18 protein-coding genes and 1 tRNA gene are annotated in these 19549 nt (G+C 47.2%); 7 read left to right on the top strand and 12 right to left on the bottom strand.

From position 1 onward, the window contains the following. The first annotated feature begins 63 nt into the window (after positions 1-63). Entirely contained in the window at positions 64-2043 is a 1980-nt protein-coding gene (locus tag ACR9Y8_RS18490) for a glycoside hydrolase family 97 protein (RefSeq protein WP_481214728.1), read from the top strand. A gap of 56 nt (positions 2044-2099) precedes the next feature. Then, a complete protein-coding gene (locus tag ACR9Y8_RS18485) occupies positions 2100-2837 on the top strand; it encodes a hypothetical protein (RefSeq protein WP_481214727.1) in 738 nt (245 codons plus the stop codon). Between the two features lie 37 nt (positions 2838-2874). Here the strand turns inward: ACR9Y8_RS18485 and ACR9Y8_RS18480 are convergent, their stop codons facing one another. The 3 genes from ACR9Y8_RS18480 to ACR9Y8_RS18470 all read right to left on the bottom strand — a co-directional run bounded on the left by ACR9Y8_RS18480 (position 2875) and on the right by ACR9Y8_RS18470 (position 5865). Continuing rightward, positions 2875-3216 (bottom strand): HopJ type III effector protein, encoded by a 342-nt coding sequence (locus ACR9Y8_RS18480; RefSeq protein WP_481214726.1) that lies wholly within the window; start codon positions 3214-3216, stop codon positions 2875-2877. 215 nt (positions 3217-3431) lie between these two features. Then, entirely contained in the window at positions 3432-4940 is a 1509-nt protein-coding gene (locus ACR9Y8_RS18475) for a PQQ-dependent sugar dehydrogenase (protein ID WP_481214725.1), read from the bottom strand. 106 nt (positions 4941-5046) lie between these two features. Further along, positions 5047-5865, bottom strand: coding sequence for a helix-turn-helix domain-containing protein (locus ACR9Y8_RS18470; RefSeq protein ID WP_481214724.1), 819 nt, complete (start codon positions 5863-5865; stop codon positions 5047-5049). Between the two features lie 356 nt (positions 5866-6221). On the opposite strand from ACR9Y8_RS18470, the gene ACR9Y8_RS18465 reads away from it, so the two are divergent. Then, entirely contained in the window at positions 6222-6770 is a 549-nt protein-coding gene (locus ACR9Y8_RS18465; RefSeq protein ID WP_481214723.1) for an alpha/beta fold hydrolase, read from the top strand. Between the two features lie 13 nt (positions 6771-6783). Next, a complete protein-coding gene (locus ACR9Y8_RS18460; RefSeq protein ID WP_481214722.1) occupies positions 6784-7086 on the top strand; it encodes an alpha/beta fold hydrolase in 303 nt (100 codons plus the stop codon). A gap of 61 nt (positions 7087-7147) precedes the next feature. On the opposite strand, the gene ACR9Y8_RS18455 is transcribed toward ACR9Y8_RS18460, so the two are convergent. The 4 genes from ACR9Y8_RS18455 to hflX all read right to left on the bottom strand — a co-directional run bounded on the left by ACR9Y8_RS18455 (position 7148) and on the right by hflX (position 10582). Next, positions 7148-7221: transfer RNA gene (locus ACR9Y8_RS18455), tRNA-Asn, on the bottom strand. Between the two features lie 83 nt (positions 7222-7304). Continuing rightward, positions 7305-8984 (bottom strand): ArnT family glycosyltransferase, encoded by a 1680-nt coding sequence (locus ACR9Y8_RS18450; RefSeq protein ID WP_481214721.1) that lies wholly within the window; start codon positions 8982-8984, stop codon positions 7305-7307. A gap of 41 nt (positions 8985-9025) precedes the next feature. Then, positions 9026-9379 carry a Rieske (2Fe-2S) protein gene (locus tag ACR9Y8_RS18445; RefSeq protein ID WP_481214720.1) on the bottom strand — a complete coding sequence of 118 codons (354 nt, stop codon included), beginning with the start codon at positions 9377-9379 and terminating at the stop codon, positions 9026-9028. 9 nt (positions 9380-9388) lie between these two features. Next, complete coding sequence (hflX, locus tag ACR9Y8_RS18440) at positions 9389-10582, bottom strand: GTPase HflX (RefSeq protein ID WP_481214719.1); 1194 nt, start codon at positions 10580-10582, stop codon at positions 9389-9391. Between the two features lie 172 nt (positions 10583-10754). Between hflX and ACR9Y8_RS18435 the strand changes: the two genes are divergently transcribed. Then, positions 10755-12782, top strand: a complete 2028-nt coding sequence (locus tag ACR9Y8_RS18435; protein WP_481214718.1) for a S9 family peptidase — start codon at positions 10755-10757, stop codon at positions 12780-12782. Positions 12783-12873: 91 nt separating this feature from the next. After that, positions 12874-13653, top strand: coding sequence for an enoyl-CoA hydratase-related protein (locus tag ACR9Y8_RS18430; protein WP_481214717.1), 780 nt, complete (start codon positions 12874-12876; stop codon positions 13651-13653). An 89-nt stretch (positions 13654-13742) separates the two neighbouring features. On the opposite strand, the gene ACR9Y8_RS18425 is transcribed toward ACR9Y8_RS18430, so the two are convergent. Beyond that, positions 13743-14438: a porin family protein gene (locus tag ACR9Y8_RS18425; protein WP_481214716.1), complete on the bottom strand. Its 696-nt coding sequence runs from the start codon at positions 14436-14438 to the stop codon at positions 13743-13745. Between the two features lie 174 nt (positions 14439-14612). Between ACR9Y8_RS18425 and ACR9Y8_RS18420 the strand changes: the two genes are divergently transcribed. Next, complete coding sequence (locus ACR9Y8_RS18420; RefSeq protein ID WP_481214715.1) at positions 14613-15020, top strand: Hpt domain-containing protein; 408 nt, start codon at positions 14613-14615, stop codon at positions 15018-15020. Here the strand turns inward: ACR9Y8_RS18420 and ACR9Y8_RS18415 are convergent. Genes ACR9Y8_RS18415 through ACR9Y8_RS18400 form a run of 4 tightly spaced genes read right to left on the bottom strand, consistent with a single transcriptional unit; the run spans position 15017 to position 19543 of the window. Then, on the bottom strand, positions 15017-16720 hold the full coding sequence (locus ACR9Y8_RS18415; protein ID WP_481214714.1) for an ATP-binding protein: 1704 nt from the start codon (positions 16718-16720) through the stop codon (positions 15017-15019). The two genes, ACR9Y8_RS18420 and ACR9Y8_RS18415, sit on opposite strands and share 4 nt — an antisense overlap. Then, a complete protein-coding gene (locus tag ACR9Y8_RS18410; protein ID WP_481214713.1) occupies positions 16717-17844 on the bottom strand; it encodes a sensor protein KdpD in 1128 nt (375 codons plus the stop codon). The genes ACR9Y8_RS18415 and ACR9Y8_RS18410 overlap by 4 nt, the downstream gene beginning before the upstream one ends. A gap of 21 nt (positions 17845-17865) precedes the next feature. Beyond that, positions 17866-18933 (bottom strand): porin, encoded by a 1068-nt coding sequence (locus tag ACR9Y8_RS18405; protein ID WP_481214712.1) that lies wholly within the window; start codon positions 18931-18933, stop codon positions 17866-17868. 46 nt (positions 18934-18979) lie between these two features. Further along, on the bottom strand, positions 18980-19543 hold the full coding sequence (locus tag ACR9Y8_RS18400) for a K(+)-transporting ATPase subunit C (RefSeq protein ID WP_481214711.1): 564 nt from the start codon (positions 19541-19543) through the stop codon (positions 18980-18982). Positions 19544-19549 lie beyond the last annotated feature (6 nt).

Below are 19549 nucleotides of genomic sequence, written 5' to 3'. Positions count from 1 at the left end.
ATGCTACTTTTGAATTAACGGGCTAAGGGAAACATCCAACATCTTTAAATCGAACTATTTAGAATGATTCAAAATAAAGCAGTAACAGCGTTGTTTGTAGGGGTATGCTGTTTACTTTCTGTTACCTCATTTTCGCAATCCACTATGCTGCTTAAATCCCCGGGCAGCAACTTAACTATCGAGATCAGTACTAAAGACAGCTTGTCATGGAAACTCATGAAAGGAAATGAAACGCTGGTGAGCCGTGCCGTTGCAGGTCTGGACATTGAAAACAAATCTTACATTGGTTTTAATGAGCAGGTAAAGTCTGTTGACAGGCGCTCTAAAAACGATATTATTTATCCAACCGTTGCCGTAAGGCAGCAAACGATCAGAGATGTTTACAATGAACTGAGAATAAATTTCAGGAGCGGTAATGCCATTATTTTCAGGGCTTATGATAATGGTGTTGCTTATAGATGGGTCACTCATTTCAAAGATTCAATAAACATAAAGAACGAAATTGTTGATTATATGTTCCCCAATAACAATCGGGTGCTATGGGGAATAGAAGAGAACAAGCAGTTCCTCTCACATTTCGAGCTTTTATTCAAGGATACCAGCATGGCATCCTTTTCAAAGGAGCAACACTGTGGCCTTCCATTGTATGTATCCTCCGATTCAGGAACAAAGATGCTTTTTAGTGAAGCAGACCTGCTGGATTATTCCAACCTGTTCTTCTTTGGAACAAGCAGTAATAAAATAACCAGCGGCTTTCCCAAGGTTATACTTAAAGAAAGCCTGATCAGGGATAGAGGCACCAAAATAGAAGAAAATGCAGATTATATTGCCAGAACCTATGGCGCCCGGTCCTTCCCCTGGCGTTTGATCATGGTCGCTAACGAGGATAAGGAACTAATTGAAAACAACCTGGTTTTTCAATTGGCCTCACCCAATGTTCTTCAAAATACCGATTGGATAAAACCCGGGAAAGTCTCCTGGGATTGGTGGAATGCTAATAATATTTACGGAGTTGATTTTCGCTCAGGGATCAACAACCAGACTTATAAATACTATATCGATTTCGCTGCCCAATTTGGCTTACAGTATATTATCCTGGATGAAGGATGGACTAAAACAACCTGGGATATTACTCATCCCAGAGATTCCATCGACGTTCCTGAATTGGTAGCATATGGTAAAACAAAGAATGTCGGAGTTATTCTATGGAGTCTATGGCAGCCCATGGACAGAGATATGGATAATGTATTGTCCACTTATGAAAAATGGGGCGTAAAGGGTGTCAAAGTCGATTTCATGGCGCGTGCAGATCAGTACATGGTTAATTTCTATGAGCGGCTATCTGCGAAGGCTGCTCAACATCATTTGCTGGTAGACCTGCATGGTGCATACAAGCCTGTAGGTTTAAACAGAAAGTATCCTAATATCATTTCTTATGAAGGCGTACGAGGTTTAGAAAACTACAAGTGGAGTGATGACGAAGCCACGCCTCCCCATGAAGTAACGCTGCCATTTACCAGGATGGTATTAGGCGCTATGGACTTTACCCCCGGTGCAATGCGCAATGCCACCAAAAAGGATTTCCACATAAATTTCGATGCGCCTATGAGCGAGGGAACACGGGCACACCAGGTTGCCATGTATGCTGTTTATGAAAGCCCTTTGCAAATGCTGGCAGATAATCCGTCGAATTATTTGCGGGATACTGTTTGCACCAGGTACATTGCAGCATTCCCCACAACATGGGATACAACGGTTGCGCTGGAAGGGAAGATAAGGGAGTATGTGGCTGTTGCAAGGAAAAAGGGAAATCAGTGGTTTATTGGTGCGATGAGTAACTGGAGCGCGCGGGATTTAACACTTCATTTGGATTTCCTGGATGCAAATAAGAAATATAAAGTAAGGATGTTTGCTGATGGGATAAATGCTGATAGGTTTGCAGAGGATTATAAGATTTCTAATGCGGAGTGGGTTAAAGGGCAGGAGGTTTCCGTTCATATGCAACCGGGAGGAGGATGGAGTGCTATTTTAACTGAAGAGTAGTGATGCTTGGGTATGCAAAAAACCTTATTATTGCACCCAAGCATAACAAACATCCTATGTCCCTTACCATTCCGAATGTTCCTGGTCTCGAGTTTTTAAAGATCAAACCCTATCAGCACCGCCAAAAAGAATACCATAGTACTGGTTACAGCGGCCACCTTACAGACGGTGGGCATATCCACGTACGCAAGGGTTATTACACCATGATAAAAGTTTCCCAGGCATGGCGAATTGGTTTTAAGAATGTAAGCAACACTCCCATTGATATCATGCTGCATTTCAGCGTACATGATAAATATGGCAAACTTGAAAACTTTGCACAGATATACCGCAATCTTCGCCCGGGCGAACCAGCTGAAATATTCTTTGAGGTGCAGGATAAAAAGGCCAGAATCCTGTTTGAAAGGGTGGAACTTTATACTAACGATCAATTGCTCTCCAATATCGAGGTAAAGCAGTTCATGCCACGTATGCCCTGGGGCTTAAAAAGCTGGGCTGTAGCATTAATAATGGCCATTTTCTCCGCATTGGCACTGACTGAGCCGCAGCCAGTGAATTTTGCAGCCGTTATATTACCTTTTCTTGCACTCGCCATAACGGGAGCGGGATTACTTCACCGCACTTCGGTAATACTAATGCTGCTTTTTTTATCACTTGTTCCATTTACTTCGCATGGCCTTGAAATGAAGATAACGATCACGGTTATGGGTTTGGCCTGGCTGTACTGGGTCTGGATCAAAAGGCACTCCGTAAAAGACTTTCTACTGGCGAGCGCTACGCCACGTTTAAAATAACAAAAGCCACCCGAAGGTGGCTTTTTTAATATTTGTATTATTTCGAAAGCAGGGCCTGTCCTTCAAAAACGATCCCCGGCCAGCCATGGATCATAAACTGCCTGATATTCTGGTGATCCGTTCCGTCCGGATTACTTAATACGGACTGATAATGCTCTGCGAATAAATAAAGGGTATCTTCCTTATCCAACCCGTTCAGCTGCGCGAAAGTAAAAACTTTAGCACTCCCCTGATTCTGACTTGCTTCATTATATAACTCACCATTTCTAAAGGCTGCTGGCTGATGTTGGTAATAAGTTTCTATGAATTCAATCACCTCTTTAAACGGAAGTGAATTGTCTTTTAACCTTTTAATCAAAGTTGGCAGTTGCTCTTTCATTCAGAATATTTTTGTCTAAAATTAAATAGCCTGTCTTTAAATAACAGCAAAAACATATCTTCCAGATAACAAATACTGGCCATGCCATCATATGCGATTGATCATCAGACTGCCATTAAAGTCACCGTTGGTTCCATCGAGGTCATCTCCGAGGGGCATTGGCAGCTGTTTAACCCTTAAGCTAAATATCCAAACGGCATTTCCAATGAAAATTCCTAAAGCGCTGCGTTCTTTATCCTGATTATTTTTCCATTTACCTCATCAGAAAGTACATACAATCTACCCGCCGGACTTTGCGCTACTTTCCGGATCCTCACGCGCTCGTCAGTAAAAAGTTCCTCAGCGCTTTTTATAGTTTCACCTTCTATCACCATACGCCATAAACTACCCCTTGACAGACCGCCAACCAGGAGGTTCCCGTTCCAGGCCGCAAATTCGTTGCCTGAATAAAAATGCAGCCCCGTGGGCGCTACGGTTTGCAGCCAGAACCAGGCCGGATCACTATAACTATTACCTGGAATAGCCTGGGGGGCATATTCAGCATAGCGGTATTTTCCCGTTGTCTTCATCGGCCAGCCATAATTAGCCTTTGCCTTCAACACATTGATCTCATCTCCCTGGTGGGTGCCATGTTCGCTAAACCATATTTTACCGGTAAGCGTGTCAAGCGCAATGCCCTGGGCTGCCCTGATACCAATTGCATATAAACCCGGAGGCGCTTGGGCTCCAAAATCCGGATTATCATCCGGGATAGTTCCATCAGGACTAATCCGGTAGATCTTGCCTCTTCTGTCCTGTATATCCTGGGCTATCGGAACAAGCGGTTGATCCTTTTCCGAAAACAGCCGTTCCCCGATCGTAAAATATAGCTTGCCATCTTTCCCGAATACCATTCCGCCGCCATAATGAAAACGTTCATGTGTATAGGGGGTTGCCACAAAAAGTGTTTTGACCTGCTGCAAAGAATTATTTTTCAGTACAGCCCTGATAATTTTGGTGGTTCTCACAGTGTCTTTCCTTGCAGCATACGACAGGTAGATGTATTGGTTGTTCCTGAAATCAGGATCCAGCAGTATTTCGAATTTGCCGGTATTATCGCCAAATCCAATGAGGCTGTCCGCCATATCGGATGGAAAACCTTCGATCCTGGTCTTGTCTTTCTTCAGTAAATTAACCTTTACCAGATCGCCATCCTTTTCTGATACCAGGGCCTCTTCTTCCGTTATAAAGGCAATGCTCCAGGGACGTTTCAAGCCCTCCAGGACCGTTTCTTTTTCAAGCCGTATGGCGTTTATATCAAAGGTCTTGTGGGATGTCCGGGTCGATACCTTGTCTGCAATCACCCAGCCTTCAGCCGTCTTCATCAGGTTGAAATAATCGGTAAACAAATCCCGTGCTGTGCTGATCTCCACTTTTGCACTACCCATATTATTGGTAATATCAAGCGACACTATACGCGTGCTAAGGTTTTGGGGCCTGGCATGTGGCGTGAATAAACTCAGGTACTGACTTTTGGAAAATTCGATGAATTTTCCATCCCGGTAGTTCTTTAAATGGCAGGACGCATGCATGGCTTTGTCCAGCTTAAGGGTGTCCCCGGTTGCCCAGCCTTCAAAATAGAGCTGGATCATATTTTCTATTAACTGTCTTTCGGTGACAGTGCTCTGAGAAAATGAGGGGATAAAAATAACCGATAAACCGGCTAGCAGAATCAGCTTTTTCATTATAAAGTATTTTTGATTATTCGGAACGGACCATTTCCGTTCGTGCTCAAAAATCAGTTATACTTTCAATAGGAAGGTGTTATAAAGCGGATCCCGTAGTACGGTTTTATAAATCCGGAGCAATGGACTGCTGATAAGCACTGGGTGTTGTACCTTTTATCTTTTTAAAAGTTGCGAAGAAAGTGGATTTCGAGTTGAAGCCAACTTCATAACCAACCGCCTCGATGGACAGGTTGGTGTGTTGGGATAGTATATTGCAGGCTTCGTTTATCCTGTATTCGTTGACAAAAAGTGTAAAATTCTTCTGGATATTGTCATTGAGCACCTGCGATAACTGATGCCCGGAAATATTGATCTCCCTGGCAAGATCATTCAGTTTCAGGTCAGTGTTTTTGAAAAGCTCCTTCTCTGTCATGATCTTTTTCAAGCGACCAATGATCCGCTGCGCTTCAGCCGGATCGAGTTTTTTGTCCGCATATTTTGGGGCGGCAGAAAAGAACAGGTCATTTGTTTTTTTACGATAGAGCAATGCAAACACTACCCCGTAAATAACCAGGGAAAACCAGAGCGCGCCGTTAATATAACTGCCCCTGGTAATGTTCAAAATAGCCCATACATAACACATAAATAGTATGGTTACAGCTCCGCAAATGACCAACACCCATTTTTCAAACGGCTTTACGGTTTCTTTCCTGGCTATTTTTCTTAAGGTTGGGATCAATAACAAAATAGCACAAGCCACATACACTCCCCACTGCAAATAAATAAGGGGTATGATGTATTTTCCCCATAGCGGAGGGAAACGCTCGTAAGGAATAGCAATGCCCACTACTGCGATAACGAAAGACCAGAGAATGATCTGCCCAAGCCATGGCTTTGGCAGTTTCCTGATCTGTTTTGTCTCTGCCTTTATGTAGAAATACAAAAACGGGCCGATAAAAAAGCAGGCAGTCAAGCCAATTTGCAGGTATGTTTTGGCCAGATGATAGTCAAAAAAATAAGCAACCGATTTCCCGATCCTAATGCTCAGCACAAGCAATAAAGCACCTAACAGGTAACTCGGTAAATCCTTTTTAGACCTAAAGAAGAAAAAGTAAATACTCAGTATGAGTCCGTTAAATACTCCCAGGTAACTAAAAAAGAACAGGGCTTGATTACTCATGATAAGTTTTGTCTTAGCAATTCGGGTAATAATTGTCTATACAATTTAGGAAAATTGTATGATCCTATTGTAAGGGAGTGTACCCGACCTGAGGCACAATCTTTGATCGGTACACCCACATGAGTAGGCAAATTTTCAACCGATCCATTAAAGTTGACGGTATCGATATTTTCTACCGTGAGGCCGGTGATAGGAAGAATCCTTCCTTATTACTCTTACCTGGTTTCCCAACCTCATCCGTAATGTATAAAAATCTGATGACAGCTTTATCAGACAGGCTTCACCTGGTTGCTCCGGATTTTCCCGGATTTGGATTCAGCGCTTTTCCCCCTAAAGATCAATTCGAATATTCATTCGGGAATATATCCGCTTATATAAACAAGTTTACGGACGAGATTAACCTGCAATCATTCACCATCTATCTTCATGACTATGGAGCTCCTGTTGGTCTTCGGCTATGCGTAAACCATCCTGAAAAAATCGAGGGAATAATTGTCCAAAGCGGTAATGCATACGAAGAAGGTGTATCCGGGATATGGGATGAAATGAGGGACTATTGGGAAAACCCTACCCCTGAAAAAGAAAAAATTGTACGCATTCCTGAGCGAGGAAGGCGTAAAATTTCAATATACTGCAGGAGTACCCGAAGAGTTGCTACCAACAATTAGTCCTGAACTATGGATGCTTGATTGGGACTCGATGAAAAGGCCCGGTAATATCGAAATGCAATATGAACTGAATTGTGACTACAGGAATCACATGAAAATGTACCCTGCCTTTCAGGAGTATTTCCGTGTTCATCAACCTCGTGCCCTCGTTATATGGGGCAAATATGATCCGTTTTTTAATGTAGCGGAGGCTGCCTGTTACAAGCGGGACTTACCTGATGCCCAGGTTCATATTATCGATGGTAGCCATTGGGTGCTTGAAACAAATTTTGACGAGGTGTTGAATCTTATTAGTGATTTTTTTAAGAAGGATTGATATGCTTATACAAATGAAAAAGGGCTTCAAACGTCATCGTTTAAAGCCCTTTTTTATTTCGCTCCCCCTGCTGGACTTGAACCAGCGACCCTCTGATTAACAGTCAGATGCTCTAACCAACTGAGCTAAGGAGGAGTGTCCCATTTGCGTTTTGGGATTGCAAAAATAGACAATTTTTTATTTCCGCAAAATCTATTCGCACTTTTTTTAAATATTCCTTACTCCGCCCGCTCTGCCCAGGCATTCCTCCCCGGCTGTACCCACAATAACCACCGCTGCTGCAGTGATCCCGGCCTCGTTTTCTGGTTCACAAACTGCAGATCCAGCTTACTCACATAAAAATGCGCAAATGCCTTTACCAGCTGACAACTATACCCGTTTTGCTGAAGAGAATCTGCCTGATCCGGGGTCGTGAACAGCAAAACCGGCTGTTTCAATACCGCCTGACGCAAGCCTGCACTGTCATACCGTTGTATCGGGTTGTTAAGGTAGAATTCCAGCGCATAAGATTGCGTCTTCCAATATCCCACACTCGTCAGGGGGAAGCGCTGGTTGATGTACCGGGCCGCTGTACTACCGCTCTGGTACCGCATCATATCCGGGTACATTACCAGGTTCAGGAAAATATTCAGCACCAGGCTGGCCGCACAGGTTCTGAAAAATACCAGCGACACAGTGCCCGGTCCCAGCCATCTTGGCAGCAGCAGGAACAGCAATAAGCCCAGCAGCATGCAAAACAGGGCGTAATAATTCAGCACCGGCTGGTACAGCGCGCTTAAGCCTACAATCGCTACGGCGATGATCACCATGATCGTGTATTGGGTGATCCGGTAAAACTTTTGCAAGCCTGGGCGCTCAAGCGACAACACATAGTGAGCTGTTAATATGGAGAAAAAGGGAAATATAATATTCAGGTAATGGGGCAGCTGGAACCGCGACAGCGAGAACAGTACAAACGTGAACAATGCCCCGCTGATGCAGTAATATTCCACCGCTTCCCGGCGCTTCCTGAAGAAGAGGACCACTGCAGCATACAAGAGCACAGACCAGGGCAGAAAAGCCCAAAGCAGGGTATGGAAAAAGAAAAAAGGATCGCCTTCGCCTTTAATAGGCCCGGTGTTCATGAACCGCCCAAACTGGCTGTCCCAGAAAAAGAACCGGATACCGGACACACCATGCTGACCAAACACCAGTTTTTCGGGGTGACTGTCAAACTGGTTGTACAAAGCATACAGTTCCGGCATAATGAACAAACCCGTGAGCACCGCTACCAGCAGCCAACGGAAGTGGAACAGCTGCCGCCATTGCCGGCTGAAGGCCAGGTGCCCTGCTATAGCGCCGCCTACCGGCACGAGAGCAAAGGGCCCTTTGGTCATCATTGCGCAGGCAGTAAAGAGGGCGCCTAATAACAAATGATAATTGAAAACAGAACGCTGCCCTTTATACAAATGATACACGGCAGCTATTATCAGCCCGGTAAGGTATGGCTCCGCCCTGATGTCATTATTGGAGATCACGATGTGCTCCGCCGTCAGCAGGATACATACAGCCCAGCGGCCTATCCGCTCATCATAAAGGTTTTTAGCCAGAAAATAAGTATACACGGCGCCCATCAGCAGGAACAGGATGGCGGGTAGCTTGTAAGCTGCAGTGGTAAAACCAAACAACTGAAAACTGATGGCAGCCATCCAGAAAGGAAAGTGCGGCTTGTCCAGCCAGTCATGGCCGTCGGCGAACAGGTTCCAGTAATCCTTATACTGCACCATATGTTTGGCGATCCCGGCATAAAGGGCGCCATCCGGCTCAAGGATAGTGATGTTAAGGCCGGTAAAGTTCATGAAGATCAGCAGGCCGATCATCAATAAACTTACCTGCCGCTCGTTGCTATTGGCGATCATGTAGAAAAAATACGGCTACTGAACATATAATGAAACAGCGGCTATATCCAGCCGAACAGCCCACCACTTTTCTCCATTCCTACATATACACCGTCTGTTCGTTGCTCTACCGGATAAGTTTTCAGGTAGTATCCCTCTCCGCTGCTGTTATAACCATTTTTTACACTGAACCGGTAACGGTGAATGGGGCATACCACATTGCCGGCATCATCGATAAAACCATCTCCCATGATACCGCTGGCGTGCGGACATTTATAGGCAAAGGCATATAACTGTGACTGGTAACGCGTACAGCAGATCTTTTTACCATTTACTTCGAGAACGGTGATCTCGTTTTCAGTGGCGATATGGTCTTCTGCATCTCCTATTTTGTGCCAGGTGTATTGTTTAGCCATACACGATCATCAATAAAGATACTCCGTTTTGTATGGATAACGCTCCCGGTACAGCGCTACCACTTTATCCATAATGGTCTTCCGTAACTCCTCAATATTACGGCGTTCCAGCGCAGATATGAACACACAGTTTCCGTTAGTGCGTGTTTCCCAGGTTTCCTTCAGCTGCCGGAGGATGTCCTCCTTTACCTCGGGGGCCAGCCATTTGTCAAAGGTCTGCTCTTCGTAAAGGTCCATCTTATTGAAGATCATGATCACCGGCTTATCAAAAGCTTTCAGCTCCTGTAAGGTGCGGTTCACCACCTCTACCTGGTCTTCATACTGCGGATGGGATATATCTACCACGTGAAGGAGGATATCGCTCTCGCGCACCTCGTCCAGGGTGGATTTAAAGCTTTCCACCAGGTGGTGGGGCAGCTTGCGGATAAATCCTACCGTATCGCTGAGCAGGAAAGGGATCTGCTCAAATACCACCTTGCGGGTGGTCGTATCGAGCGTGGCAAACAGCTTGTTCTCTGCAAACACCTCGCTTTTACTAAGCAGGTTCATGATCGTGCTCTTGCCTACGTTGGTATATCCTACCAGGGCTACACGGATATACTCCCCACGCTCCTTGCGTTGGGTAAGCGCCTGTTTGTCAATTTCAGTCAGCCGCTTGCGCAGTAGCGCGATCTTATCCTTTACAATACGGCGGTCCGTTTCTATTTCCGTTTCACCGGGGCCTCTTGTACCAATACCGCCACCCAGGCGTTCCAGGTGGGTCCACATCCCTCTCAGGCGGGGCAGTATGTACTGGTACTGGGCCAGCTCTACCTGCACTTTGGCCTGCGCCGTACGGGCGCGACGTGCAAATATATCCAGGATAAGGTCACTCCGGTCTATGACTTTAACGTTCAGTACTTTTTCAATGTTGGCGATCTGGGAGCCGGTCAGCTCATCATCAAATATAGCCAGCGAAACGTCTCTGCCGCTGATAAACTGCCTGATCTCCTCCAGCTTTCCTTTACCAATGAAAGTGGCCCTGTCAGGATGCGAGAGCTTCTGCGTATAGCGCTTTACCGTTACAGCGCCGGCTGTTTCCGCCAGGAAAGCCAGCTCGTCCAGGTACTCCTGCACCTGGCGTTCGGACTGCTGCTGCTGGTGTATAAGCCCAACGATCACTGCCTTCTCTTCCTGTTGAACTACTTGTTTCTTTTCTAACAATGCTTATGAAAATTTTGTCAAAATTAGTGAATATAGTCCATAGACCACGATCCATCGTCTACGGCATACCACATCGTTTAAGACTATTAGTAAAAATAGTAACTCTACAGACCATAGACCATCGGCCATGGACTATTTTACCTACATTTAACCGTCCAAAACGGTTACAACAATGTTTAAACCTATTTTACTGACAGGATTACTGATCTCTACTATGACTATGGCGCAGGATAAAATGACGCCCGAACTGCTCTGGCAGCTTGGACGGGTAAGCGGCGAGACGGTTACGGCAGATGGAAAGACCGTCATCTACGGCGTAACGCAATACAATATTGCGGAAAACAAAAGCGAGAAGAACCTCTACGCCATCCCCCTGGCAGGAGGCGAGGCCCGGCAGATCACGAAAGAACCGGGTGGGGAAGGCGGTGTAACGCCCCTCGGCGGACAAAGGATCGGCTATGCCTATAAAGACCAATGGTGGGAAATGAATGCCGACGGCACTGATGCAGTACAGAAAACCAATGTGGAAGGCGGCATGCAGAACATCCGCCTGTCGCCCGACGGCAAACATATTCTCTTTTCCAAAGAGGTAAAGATCCGGAAAGTAAGCGGGAGCGATTTCTACCCCGACCTTTCAAAATCCAACGTACAGATCTACGACAACCTGAACTACCGGCACTGGGACACCTGGGAAGACGGTAACTTCCAGCACGTGTTCTACGCCACCTACGATAACGGACAGGTAGGCACACCCATAGATATCATGGATGGCGAAGCCTACGACTGCCCCCAGATGCCCTTTGGCGGCGCAGAAGATATGATATGGGCCCCGGACGGCAAAAGCATCATCTACGTTTGCAAGAAAAAATCCGGAAAGGAATATGCCCTGAGCACCAACACGGATATTTATGAATACAACCTCGATACCCGTGCTACCCGCAACCTAAGCGAAGGCATGAAAGGCTATGATATGGCTCCCGCGTTCAGCCCGGATGGAAAATACCTGGCCTGGCTGAGCATGGCCAACGACGGCTTTGAGGCAGACAAGAACGACATCGTGGTGCTGGACCGCAACAGCGGAAAGATCAGCAACCTCACCAAAGACTGGGACGGTACCGCTTCCGCCGTACGCTGGAGCAACGACGGCAAACTACTGCAGTTCCTGGCCGTGATCAAAGGCACAGAACAGGTATTGGAGATCACCCTGCAGAAAGATCTTGCCGCCACAACAGCCAGGCATATACGCCAGGTAACCAGCGGTGACTTTGACATCACTGGTTTTGTCGGACAAACAGGTAACACCCTGGTAGTATCCCGCACAGATATGAACCACGCCACAGAACTGTTCACTGTCAGCCTGCCCAAAGGCACTGTGCAGCCGCTGACTGCTGTGAACAAAGCGATCTATGACAAAATCGGCCTGTGCAAAATTGAAAAACGCTGGGTAAAAACCACCGACAATAAAGAAATGCTGGTATGGGTAATCCTCCCACCGAATTTTGATGCTTCCAAAAAATATCCTACCCTGCTATACTGCCAGGGTGGACCACAATCCGCCCTGTCCCAGTTCTATTCTTACCGTTGGAACTTCCAGCTCATCGCCTCGCAGGGCTATATCGTAGTAGCGCCTAACCGCCGTGGTATGCCAGGTCACGGCGTGGAATGGAACGCCGCCATCAGCAAGGATTGGGGCGGACAACCCATCCGCGACTACCTGAGCGCCATAGACGCGGTAAGCCAGGAACCCTATGTGGATAAAAGCAGGCTGGGCGCCGTAGGAGCCAGTTATGGCGGCTACTCCGTTTATATGCTGGCGGGTGTGCACAACAACCGTTTCAAAACATTTATCGCGCACGACGGCCTGTTCGACCTGAAAAGCTGGTATGGCACTACAGAAGAGCTCTGGTTCGCCAACTGGGACATTGGCGCCTGGTGGGATGCCGCCAATGCTGCCAGCCACAATGAATTTAATCCCAGCAACTATGCCAATAAATGGAATACACCCATCCTGATCATCCAGGGCGGCAAAGATTTCAGGGTAGGCATAGAACAGGGACTACAGGCCTTCCAGCTGGCGCAGCTGAAAGGCATTAAGAGTAAACTGCTCTACTTCCCTGAAGAAAACCATTGGGTACTAAAAGCGCAGAACGCACTGGTATGGCAACGGGAATTCTTTAAATGGTTGAACGAAACACTATAAAAACAGCTTTTAGCTGTTAGCCTTTAGCTTTTAGCAATTACAGCAAAGCAGGGCTAACAGCTAAAAGCCAAATGCTAAAAGCTTATATCATATGTTTGAATCCCTCTTATTCCACGTAGCAGACGGCGTGGCCACCATCACGCTCAACCGCCCTGAAGTTTACAACGCATTCAATGATCCTTTAAGCTACGAACTGCAAGACGCCCTGAAACAGGCGGAGAAAGACCCACAGGTACGGGCCGTGGTATTAACCGGGGCAGGCAAAGCCTTCTGCAGCGGGCAAGACCTGAAGGCATCCATGGAAGCAGGTACCCGTAGCTTCAGCGAATCCCTGCACAAGCGGTATAACCCTATTATACGTGGCATCCGCAATATGCCCAAACCGGTGATCTGCCGGCTGAATGGCGTGGCAGCAGGGGCGGGCTGCTCACTGGCCCTGGCCTGCGACGTGATCATTGCCAGCGAAACAGCCACCCTTATAGAAATATTCGTTAACATCGCCCTGGTGCTGGATTCCGGCTCTTCCTATTTCCTGCCGCGCACTATTGGCTATCATCGCGCTTTTGAACTGGCTACCAAAGCTACCAAGCTGTCGGCACAGGATGCACTGCAAATCGGGTTGGTGAATAAAGTCGTAAAGCCGGAAGAATTGGACGCCGCCGTACAGGCAGAAGCCGGGTTCTACGCCAATGCCCCCACGAAGGCGATTGCCTTAATGAAGAAAATGCTGACCAAAGGAATGACAGAAAACCTGGATGCTGTGTTGGATTATGAAGCCTACTGCCAGGAGATCGCCGGCCGCTCGGAAGATAACAAGGAAGGGGTGCTGGCGTTTATGGAGAAAAGAAAACCTGCATTTAAAGGCAGATAATGACGATAAAAATTGCCGGTTGGCAGATAAAAAAAGCGGATGTGCATATATCATGTGCACATCCGCATATTAGCATATCCTGGTATCAATTACAGTCCGCTTATCGCGATACCTATTGAATAAGGTCTTATATCAGCGAGGGCATTTCCACCGGTATCTTTAAAGAGGGCGTTCAGGTTATACGAACCGTACAGGGCCCAGTTGCCATATCCGATACGGGCTGTGGCAGCATAACGCCAGCTATTGAAGAAGCGTTTGTTGGCTTCTTTTACGGTATTCTTTGAACCACCCAGGTCACTACGGGCTTTGGTATGGGCATTCATGAGGTTACCTATCTTGAAGCCCAGCGCAGCCTTGAAGCCTTTGTTGGCATTATCAGGCACACTGCGATAGCGCAATTCCACAGGCACCTCCAGGTAAGTGGTGGCCACCTTATATTTTTTGAAAGAATCGTCACGCTGGAACTTGGGAACATTGGTGGTGTTATCGTCCATATTCAGCGTGTGATCTTTCAGGAACACCCCGCTGGTACCAATACCTAAACCTGCTGCCAGGCTTAAGTTCGTTTTATTGATGGGAAAGTCATACATGAAGGCAATGTTAAAGCCCCGGTTAAAGCCGGTGCTTACGCTGTCTGGCCTGCTGGCCCAGCCATCATAAGTAAGCGATACCACCAGAAAATCCCTGGAACGTGTAATGGAGCTCATCGCCTTGTTCATGGCTTCCTGGGCAAACACACCATAGGAAACAGCCATTAACGTAAGGGTAAAAAATATTTTTTTCATAAAATTATAACGGCTTAAACAAAAGAATATTAGGCAAATCTATGGAATTAGGAATAAAACAAGGGATTAAAGTCTTAAAAAAATAATGATCCCCCTTTCTCCCACAGAAATCGTATGATTGCATAATATATGGACGTAGAGCATTCTATTACGGTACACCTAAACCATGATCCAATGCAGCAACCAGATGAAAAACCTCTCCAGCAGAAGGGCCAGGAGCCGCAGCCTGGCGTAGTCGACTTTAACCACCTGCGTGACCTGTTGTTCAACGATACCGACTATATTAAAGAAATGTTGGGGGAATTCCTGATAGCCATGCCGGCCAATATGCAGGAAATGCGTGAAGCCGCCGCACAAGAGCAATGGAACCGGGTAGCCTTCCTGGCGCACCGCCTGAAATCCAGCCTGGGGATCGTGCCGATCACAAATGCAATGGAAATGACAAAAGACCTGGAGGAGAAGGCCCAGGATACGGGAGAGGCGAGACACATACCTGGAAAGGTGGAAGGCCTGGCAGCACTACTGGAACGGGCCTGTGATGAGATCAAGGCGGAAATTCACAAGGATTCCTTCAAATCTTAAACTATTGCCAGGGGCAACTTGAAATAAAAACGGCTGCCTTTACCCTCTTCGCTCTCCACATTGATATGACCGCCCTGCGCCTCGATAAATTCACGGGCGATGGCGAGCCCCAGGCCACTGCTCTTCTGGTGATGCGTGCCGGGCACCTGATAAAAACGTTCGAAGATCTTTTCACGGAAGGCAGGAGGAATACCCTTGCCGGTATCCTGTACGCTGAAAGTAAGCATGTGGTCCTCCGTTTGTTCAACACTGAGCCGGATCTCAGCACCTGAAGGAGAGTAGCGGATGGCATTGGTAAGCAAATTCACCAGCACCCAGGCTGTCTTCTCCACATCGGCCTGTATCTGCGGCGCCTCGGAAGACAGCGTTGTATGGATGGTCACCTGCTGCTGCGCCGCCTGTTTTCTCACTGTTTCAAGTGCATACTGTACCACCTGTACCGGAGAAACCGATTGGGGTTGCAGCTGTATGTTACCACTTTCCACCTGCGAAAGGTTCAGCAGCTCGCTCACTATCTTGATCATCCGCTGGTTGTCTTGCTTCAGGCTTTCTACCAGCTCATGCTGCTCCCCGCTAAGATGGCCGATACGCTCATCCTCCAGCAGTTTGAGGCTAAAATCGGAAGAGGCCAGCGGCGTCTTCAGCTCATGGGAGACGGTAGCGATGAAATGTGTTTTGGCCAGATCCTGCTCACGGAAGGAGGTAATATTTTTGAGGATGATCACATACCCGATCCGCTCATTTTCATGATGGATATCTACCATCTCTTTTGTAAAAAAACTTTCCTTTCCTTCTACCACGATCTTTAGTGGCGCATTGTCCTGGCGGTTCACCAAAAAATTGAGCAGGTCATTATATTTTGCCGCTTCCAATGCTGGTTTGCCTACCAAATCTTTTTCAGGCATGTTCAGCAATTGCAGGGCCTGCGCGTTGGCAAACAGGATAATGCCTTTGTTATCAAAACCAATAGTAGCATCCCGCAGGCTGCTGATCACGGCTTCGGCGCGCTGCTTCTCAAACATGATACGGGCCAGGTTGCTGTGCTCGTAGTCGTCCAGCCGCTGGGCCATGGTATTAAAGGCAAGGGCCAGCTCTCCAAACTCGTCATCGCTTTTAAAACGCAGGCGCTGGCTATATTTCTTCTCGGCAATGCCTTTAATGCCGGCCGTCAGTTCTTTGATTGGATTGGCTACATAACCCGGGAAATTGTATACGAATGTCAGCCCCAGTAAAAAACATACGCCGCTGATGATGGCAATGTACAACAGCGCACTATTGGCAGTTTTCTTCACTCTTTCATTCTTGCCTACAATGGCCTGCATGTTGACGTCCATAATGACGTATATGCTCTGGCGTATGGCCTGCAGATGCTTTGCCGGATTGGCGGTATCCTGTTTCAACCGCTCATAGGCCTTGCGTACCTGTTCGGTGGCGGGGCCTTCACCAACTTCGGTAATGTTACGTTCCTGCTGCTCCAGGTTATGCTCAAAGCGCTGCAGGGCGCTGGTACGGTCCAGTGAAATGGCGTCGAGGGCGGCTAGCATGTTCTTGTTATACTCAAGCGACTCATAGTTATCTTCCAGTATAGTGCGAGCCTTTACATTGAGGTTGGTGAGGTAGTAATATCCAAGCACACTTACCAGCAGCAGCATGAAATAAAGGAATAGTACCCCGAGCGTTATCTTTGTTTTAAGCCTCATGACAGGATAATTAAATCAATATCGTTCGATGATAATGTTTTTAACAGCTGGTTAAAGAGATTAGTTTGCAAAATAATGCGGAAAAGGCTGATATGTGGTTTCCCGATACAAACGGTAGTAGCGCGTTTTTCTAATGCCGTGCTAATAATTGCTTCTGCCACCCTGGCATCCCTTACCTGAATCACCTCTGCGCCCAACTCTGTTGCCAGCTTCAGGTTATTAATGAGGTGCCGCTGCGTAGCCAGTGGTATGCGCGAGGCGCTTTCTTTGGGCGCCTGCACATACAGCACATACCAGTCCCCATGATAATAAGATGCCAGGCGGGCTGTTTTACGGATCACCTTACGCGCCACTTCGTCGTTGGTAGAAATGCAGGCCAGGAAATTCTCATGGCGCATCTGTTGTCCCCGAGGTATCTCAATCTCCACTTTGCGTTCCACCTGGGATGCTACTTCCTTCAACGCCAGCTCACGCAGTTGTAATATCTTCTCTGCCTGGAAAAAGTTCTTTAAAGCAGCTTCCACTTTAGAGCGGTCATAGATCTTACCCTCTTTCAGGCGGGTGATGAGCTCATCGGCTGTAAGGTCAATGTTCACCACTTCGTCTGCCATCTGCAGCACATTATCCGGGATACGCTCTTTCACTTCCACGCCGGTGATCATCTTCACTTCCCGGTTAATGCTTTCAATATGCTGGATGTTGACGGCGGATATTACATTGATTCCCACATGCAGTATCTCCACCACGTCCTGCCAGCGCTTTTCATTGCGGGAGCCAGGTATATTGGTATGCGCCAGCTCGTCAACGATCAGCCATTCGGGATGGAGCAAAAGAATGCTGTCAAGATCCATTTCTTCCAGCATCTTTCCTTTGTAGAACACCTGCTTACGCGGGATAGCCGGCAATCCATCTATTAATGCCTGGGTCTCAGTACGGCCATGCGTTTCCACATAACCCACCTGGATGTTAACCCCGTTACGCAGCATACTGTGCGCTTCCTGCAGCATACGGTAGGTTTTACCTACACCGGCGCTCATCCCGATATAGATCTTCAGCTTGCCGCTGCCGGATGATTTATTGGCCAGGCGCAGGAAATGTTCTACCGAATGTTCTTTATCTGTCATGGGAGGAAATTGAGTAGTGATTTAAAACCAGAACCCCAGTGATGCAGTAACGGATGCATCGCTGTTCTTTGGTTCACTATCTTTTAAAAAAACTTCGTCCTTACTATGTAACAGGCGGCCTTCGATCCGGAACATTACATGAGGAGCAGGTGTAAGGTCAAGGTTCAGCGAATACCCACTTGTTTTAAAGCCATTCGGAGTGCCGGTGCTGATGATCACCCCATGCTCATCACTGCAATATTCTGCGCGGCCAGCCAGGGCCAGTTTATCTGTAAATGCGTAACGGGCAATTACAGTAGGGCTGTACCATTGATTCATATCTCGACTCCCCTTTTCCAGCTGTTCGAAGCCGTAGTCAAATCCGGCGATCAGGCTGAATTTTGCCGTTATGGTAAAGATACCGTAAAGGTTATTGAAGTAGCGCATTTGCCTCACACTGTCGGGCTTATCGTTACCTATAAAAGTGCTGTAGTTAAGCGTAACCTTATCAGAAGGCTTAAAGGTTACCTGGGTGCCAAAAGCAGGCGTCTGGTTGCCATCAACGCGACGAATACGCTGCCAGCCGTTAAGGTACATGGCTGACAAGGTCCATTGCTCATTCGGGATCCACGTTATCTTAGCGCCGGCTTCGTAGTACGGCGTATTATCTGCCGCAATACTACGGGTAAGCGTATAACAATCCATTCCGACAGCGCTTTCAAACCCGATATGTGAGGGCATGATCCCTGCGTCCACCCACAAGTCCTTACCAATACGGACACCAGCATTAGCTTCGTAAACATGTCGCAGCAATGCTGGCTCTGCTGCCAGGTTATACTCAGCATAGGTACCCGCCATAATAGCAACATTTCCACGCACCCTATCAGACGTATAATTGGCCTTCACAAAACCGAGGTTAAGGTTCATTTCATTGTGCCGGTTATAGCTATAGATAAATCCTGGCTTAAGATGGTTAGCGGGGTTGTTAAAGTCATAGCTGTAATATGCTTCTGCGTACCCGGAAAAAGTGACTTTTCCTGCCTGCGTTGAATCTTGCGCCCGTGCCTTTATGACCATCAAACATGCTACAGATAATAAGATCTTCTTCACTTTAGTTCGTATATAATACTGTGAACTTTTGGCTGGGGGTATCTATTTATTTCAGATCGTCCAGTGCGACATTGAGCTGCAAAACATTCACCCTGGAAGGGCCGAGGAGACCCAGCAAAGGCCCTTTAGTATATTCCTTCACCAGCGCCTTGATGCGGTCTTCCGGAATGCACCTGACTTTTGCAATGCGAGGTATCTGTATTTCCGCGGCTGCAGGAGACAGGTCAGGATCAAGACCGCTACCGGAAGCTGTCACCAGCTCTGCCGGGATATCGCCCTTCTCAACACCGGAATTATGCACCAGGAAGGTGTCTATTCTTTCGTGCACTATCTTCAGATAGTCCGGGTTAGACGGGCCTTTGTTCGAACCGGCAGAGCCGGCGGCGTTATAATCCACAGCGGAAGGACGGGACCAGAAATATTTATCCGCTGTAAATTTTTGTCCGATGTTGGCATAGCCAACCACTCTGCCATTGAATGTCACTGTTTCACCATCACCATTACCAGGCGCCATTTTAGCTACGCCGGCGATCAGTAAGGGGTAGAGTCCTGCCAGTACCAGCACCAGCACCAGGGTAAGCTTTACGGCAGGCATGATATATCGTTTCATAATTTT

It is taken from the genome of Chitinophaga sp. SVR4-12A (assembly GCF_056754765.1).
The sequence above is the reverse complement of the archived record's forward strand: the minus strand, read 5'-3'. Positions and strand labels throughout refer to the sequence as shown.

Coding starts and splice junctions, on each gene's coding strand:
- ACR9Y8_RS18490 (WP_481214728.1), top strand. CDS start 64: ATGATTCAAAATAAAGCAGTAACAGCGTTGTTTGTAGGGGTATGCTGT.
- ACR9Y8_RS18485 (WP_481214727.1), top strand. CDS start 2,100: ATGTCCCTTACCATTCCGAATGTTCCTGGTCTCGAGTTTTTAAAGATC.
- ACR9Y8_RS18480 (WP_481214726.1), bottom strand. CDS start 3,216: ATGAAAGAGCAACTGCCAACTTTGATTAAAAGGTTAAAAGACAATTCA.
- ACR9Y8_RS18475 (WP_481214725.1), bottom strand. CDS start 4,940: ATGAAAAAGCTGATTCTGCTAGCCGGTTTATCGGTTATTTTTATCCCC.
- ACR9Y8_RS18465 (WP_481214723.1), top strand. CDS start 6,222: ATGAGTAGGCAAATTTTCAACCGATCCATTAAAGTTGACGGTATCGAT.
- ACR9Y8_RS18460 (WP_481214722.1), top strand. CDS start 6,784: ATGCTTGATTGGGACTCGATGAAAAGGCCCGGTAATATCGAAATGCAA.
- ACR9Y8_RS18450 (WP_481214721.1), bottom strand. CDS start 8,984: ATGATCGCCAATAGCAACGAGCGGCAGGTAAGTTTATTGATGATCGGC.
- ACR9Y8_RS18445 (WP_481214720.1), bottom strand. CDS start 9,379: ATGGCTAAACAATACACCTGGCACAAAATAGGAGATGCAGAAGACCAT.
- ACR9Y8_RS18435 (WP_481214718.1), top strand. CDS start 10,755: ATGTTTAAACCTATTTTACTGACAGGATTACTGATCTCTACTATGACT.
- ACR9Y8_RS18430 (WP_481214717.1), top strand. CDS start 12,874: ATGTTTGAATCCCTCTTATTCCACGTAGCAGACGGCGTGGCCACCATC.
- ACR9Y8_RS18425 (WP_481214716.1), bottom strand. CDS start 14,438: ATGAAAAAAATATTTTTTACCCTTACGTTAATGGCTGTTTCCTATGGT.
- ACR9Y8_RS18420 (WP_481214715.1), top strand. CDS start 14,613: ATGCAGCAACCAGATGAAAAACCTCTCCAGCAGAAGGGCCAGGAGCCG.
- ACR9Y8_RS18415 (WP_481214714.1), bottom strand. CDS start 16,720: ATGAGGCTTAAAACAAAGATAACGCTCGGGGTACTATTCCTTTATTTC.
- ACR9Y8_RS18410 (WP_481214713.1), bottom strand. CDS start 17,844: ATGACAGATAAAGAACATTCGGTAGAACATTTCCTGCGCCTGGCCAAT.
- ACR9Y8_RS18400 (WP_481214711.1), bottom strand. CDS start 19,543: ATGAAACGATATATCATGCCTGCCGTAAAGCTTACCCTGGTGCTGGTG.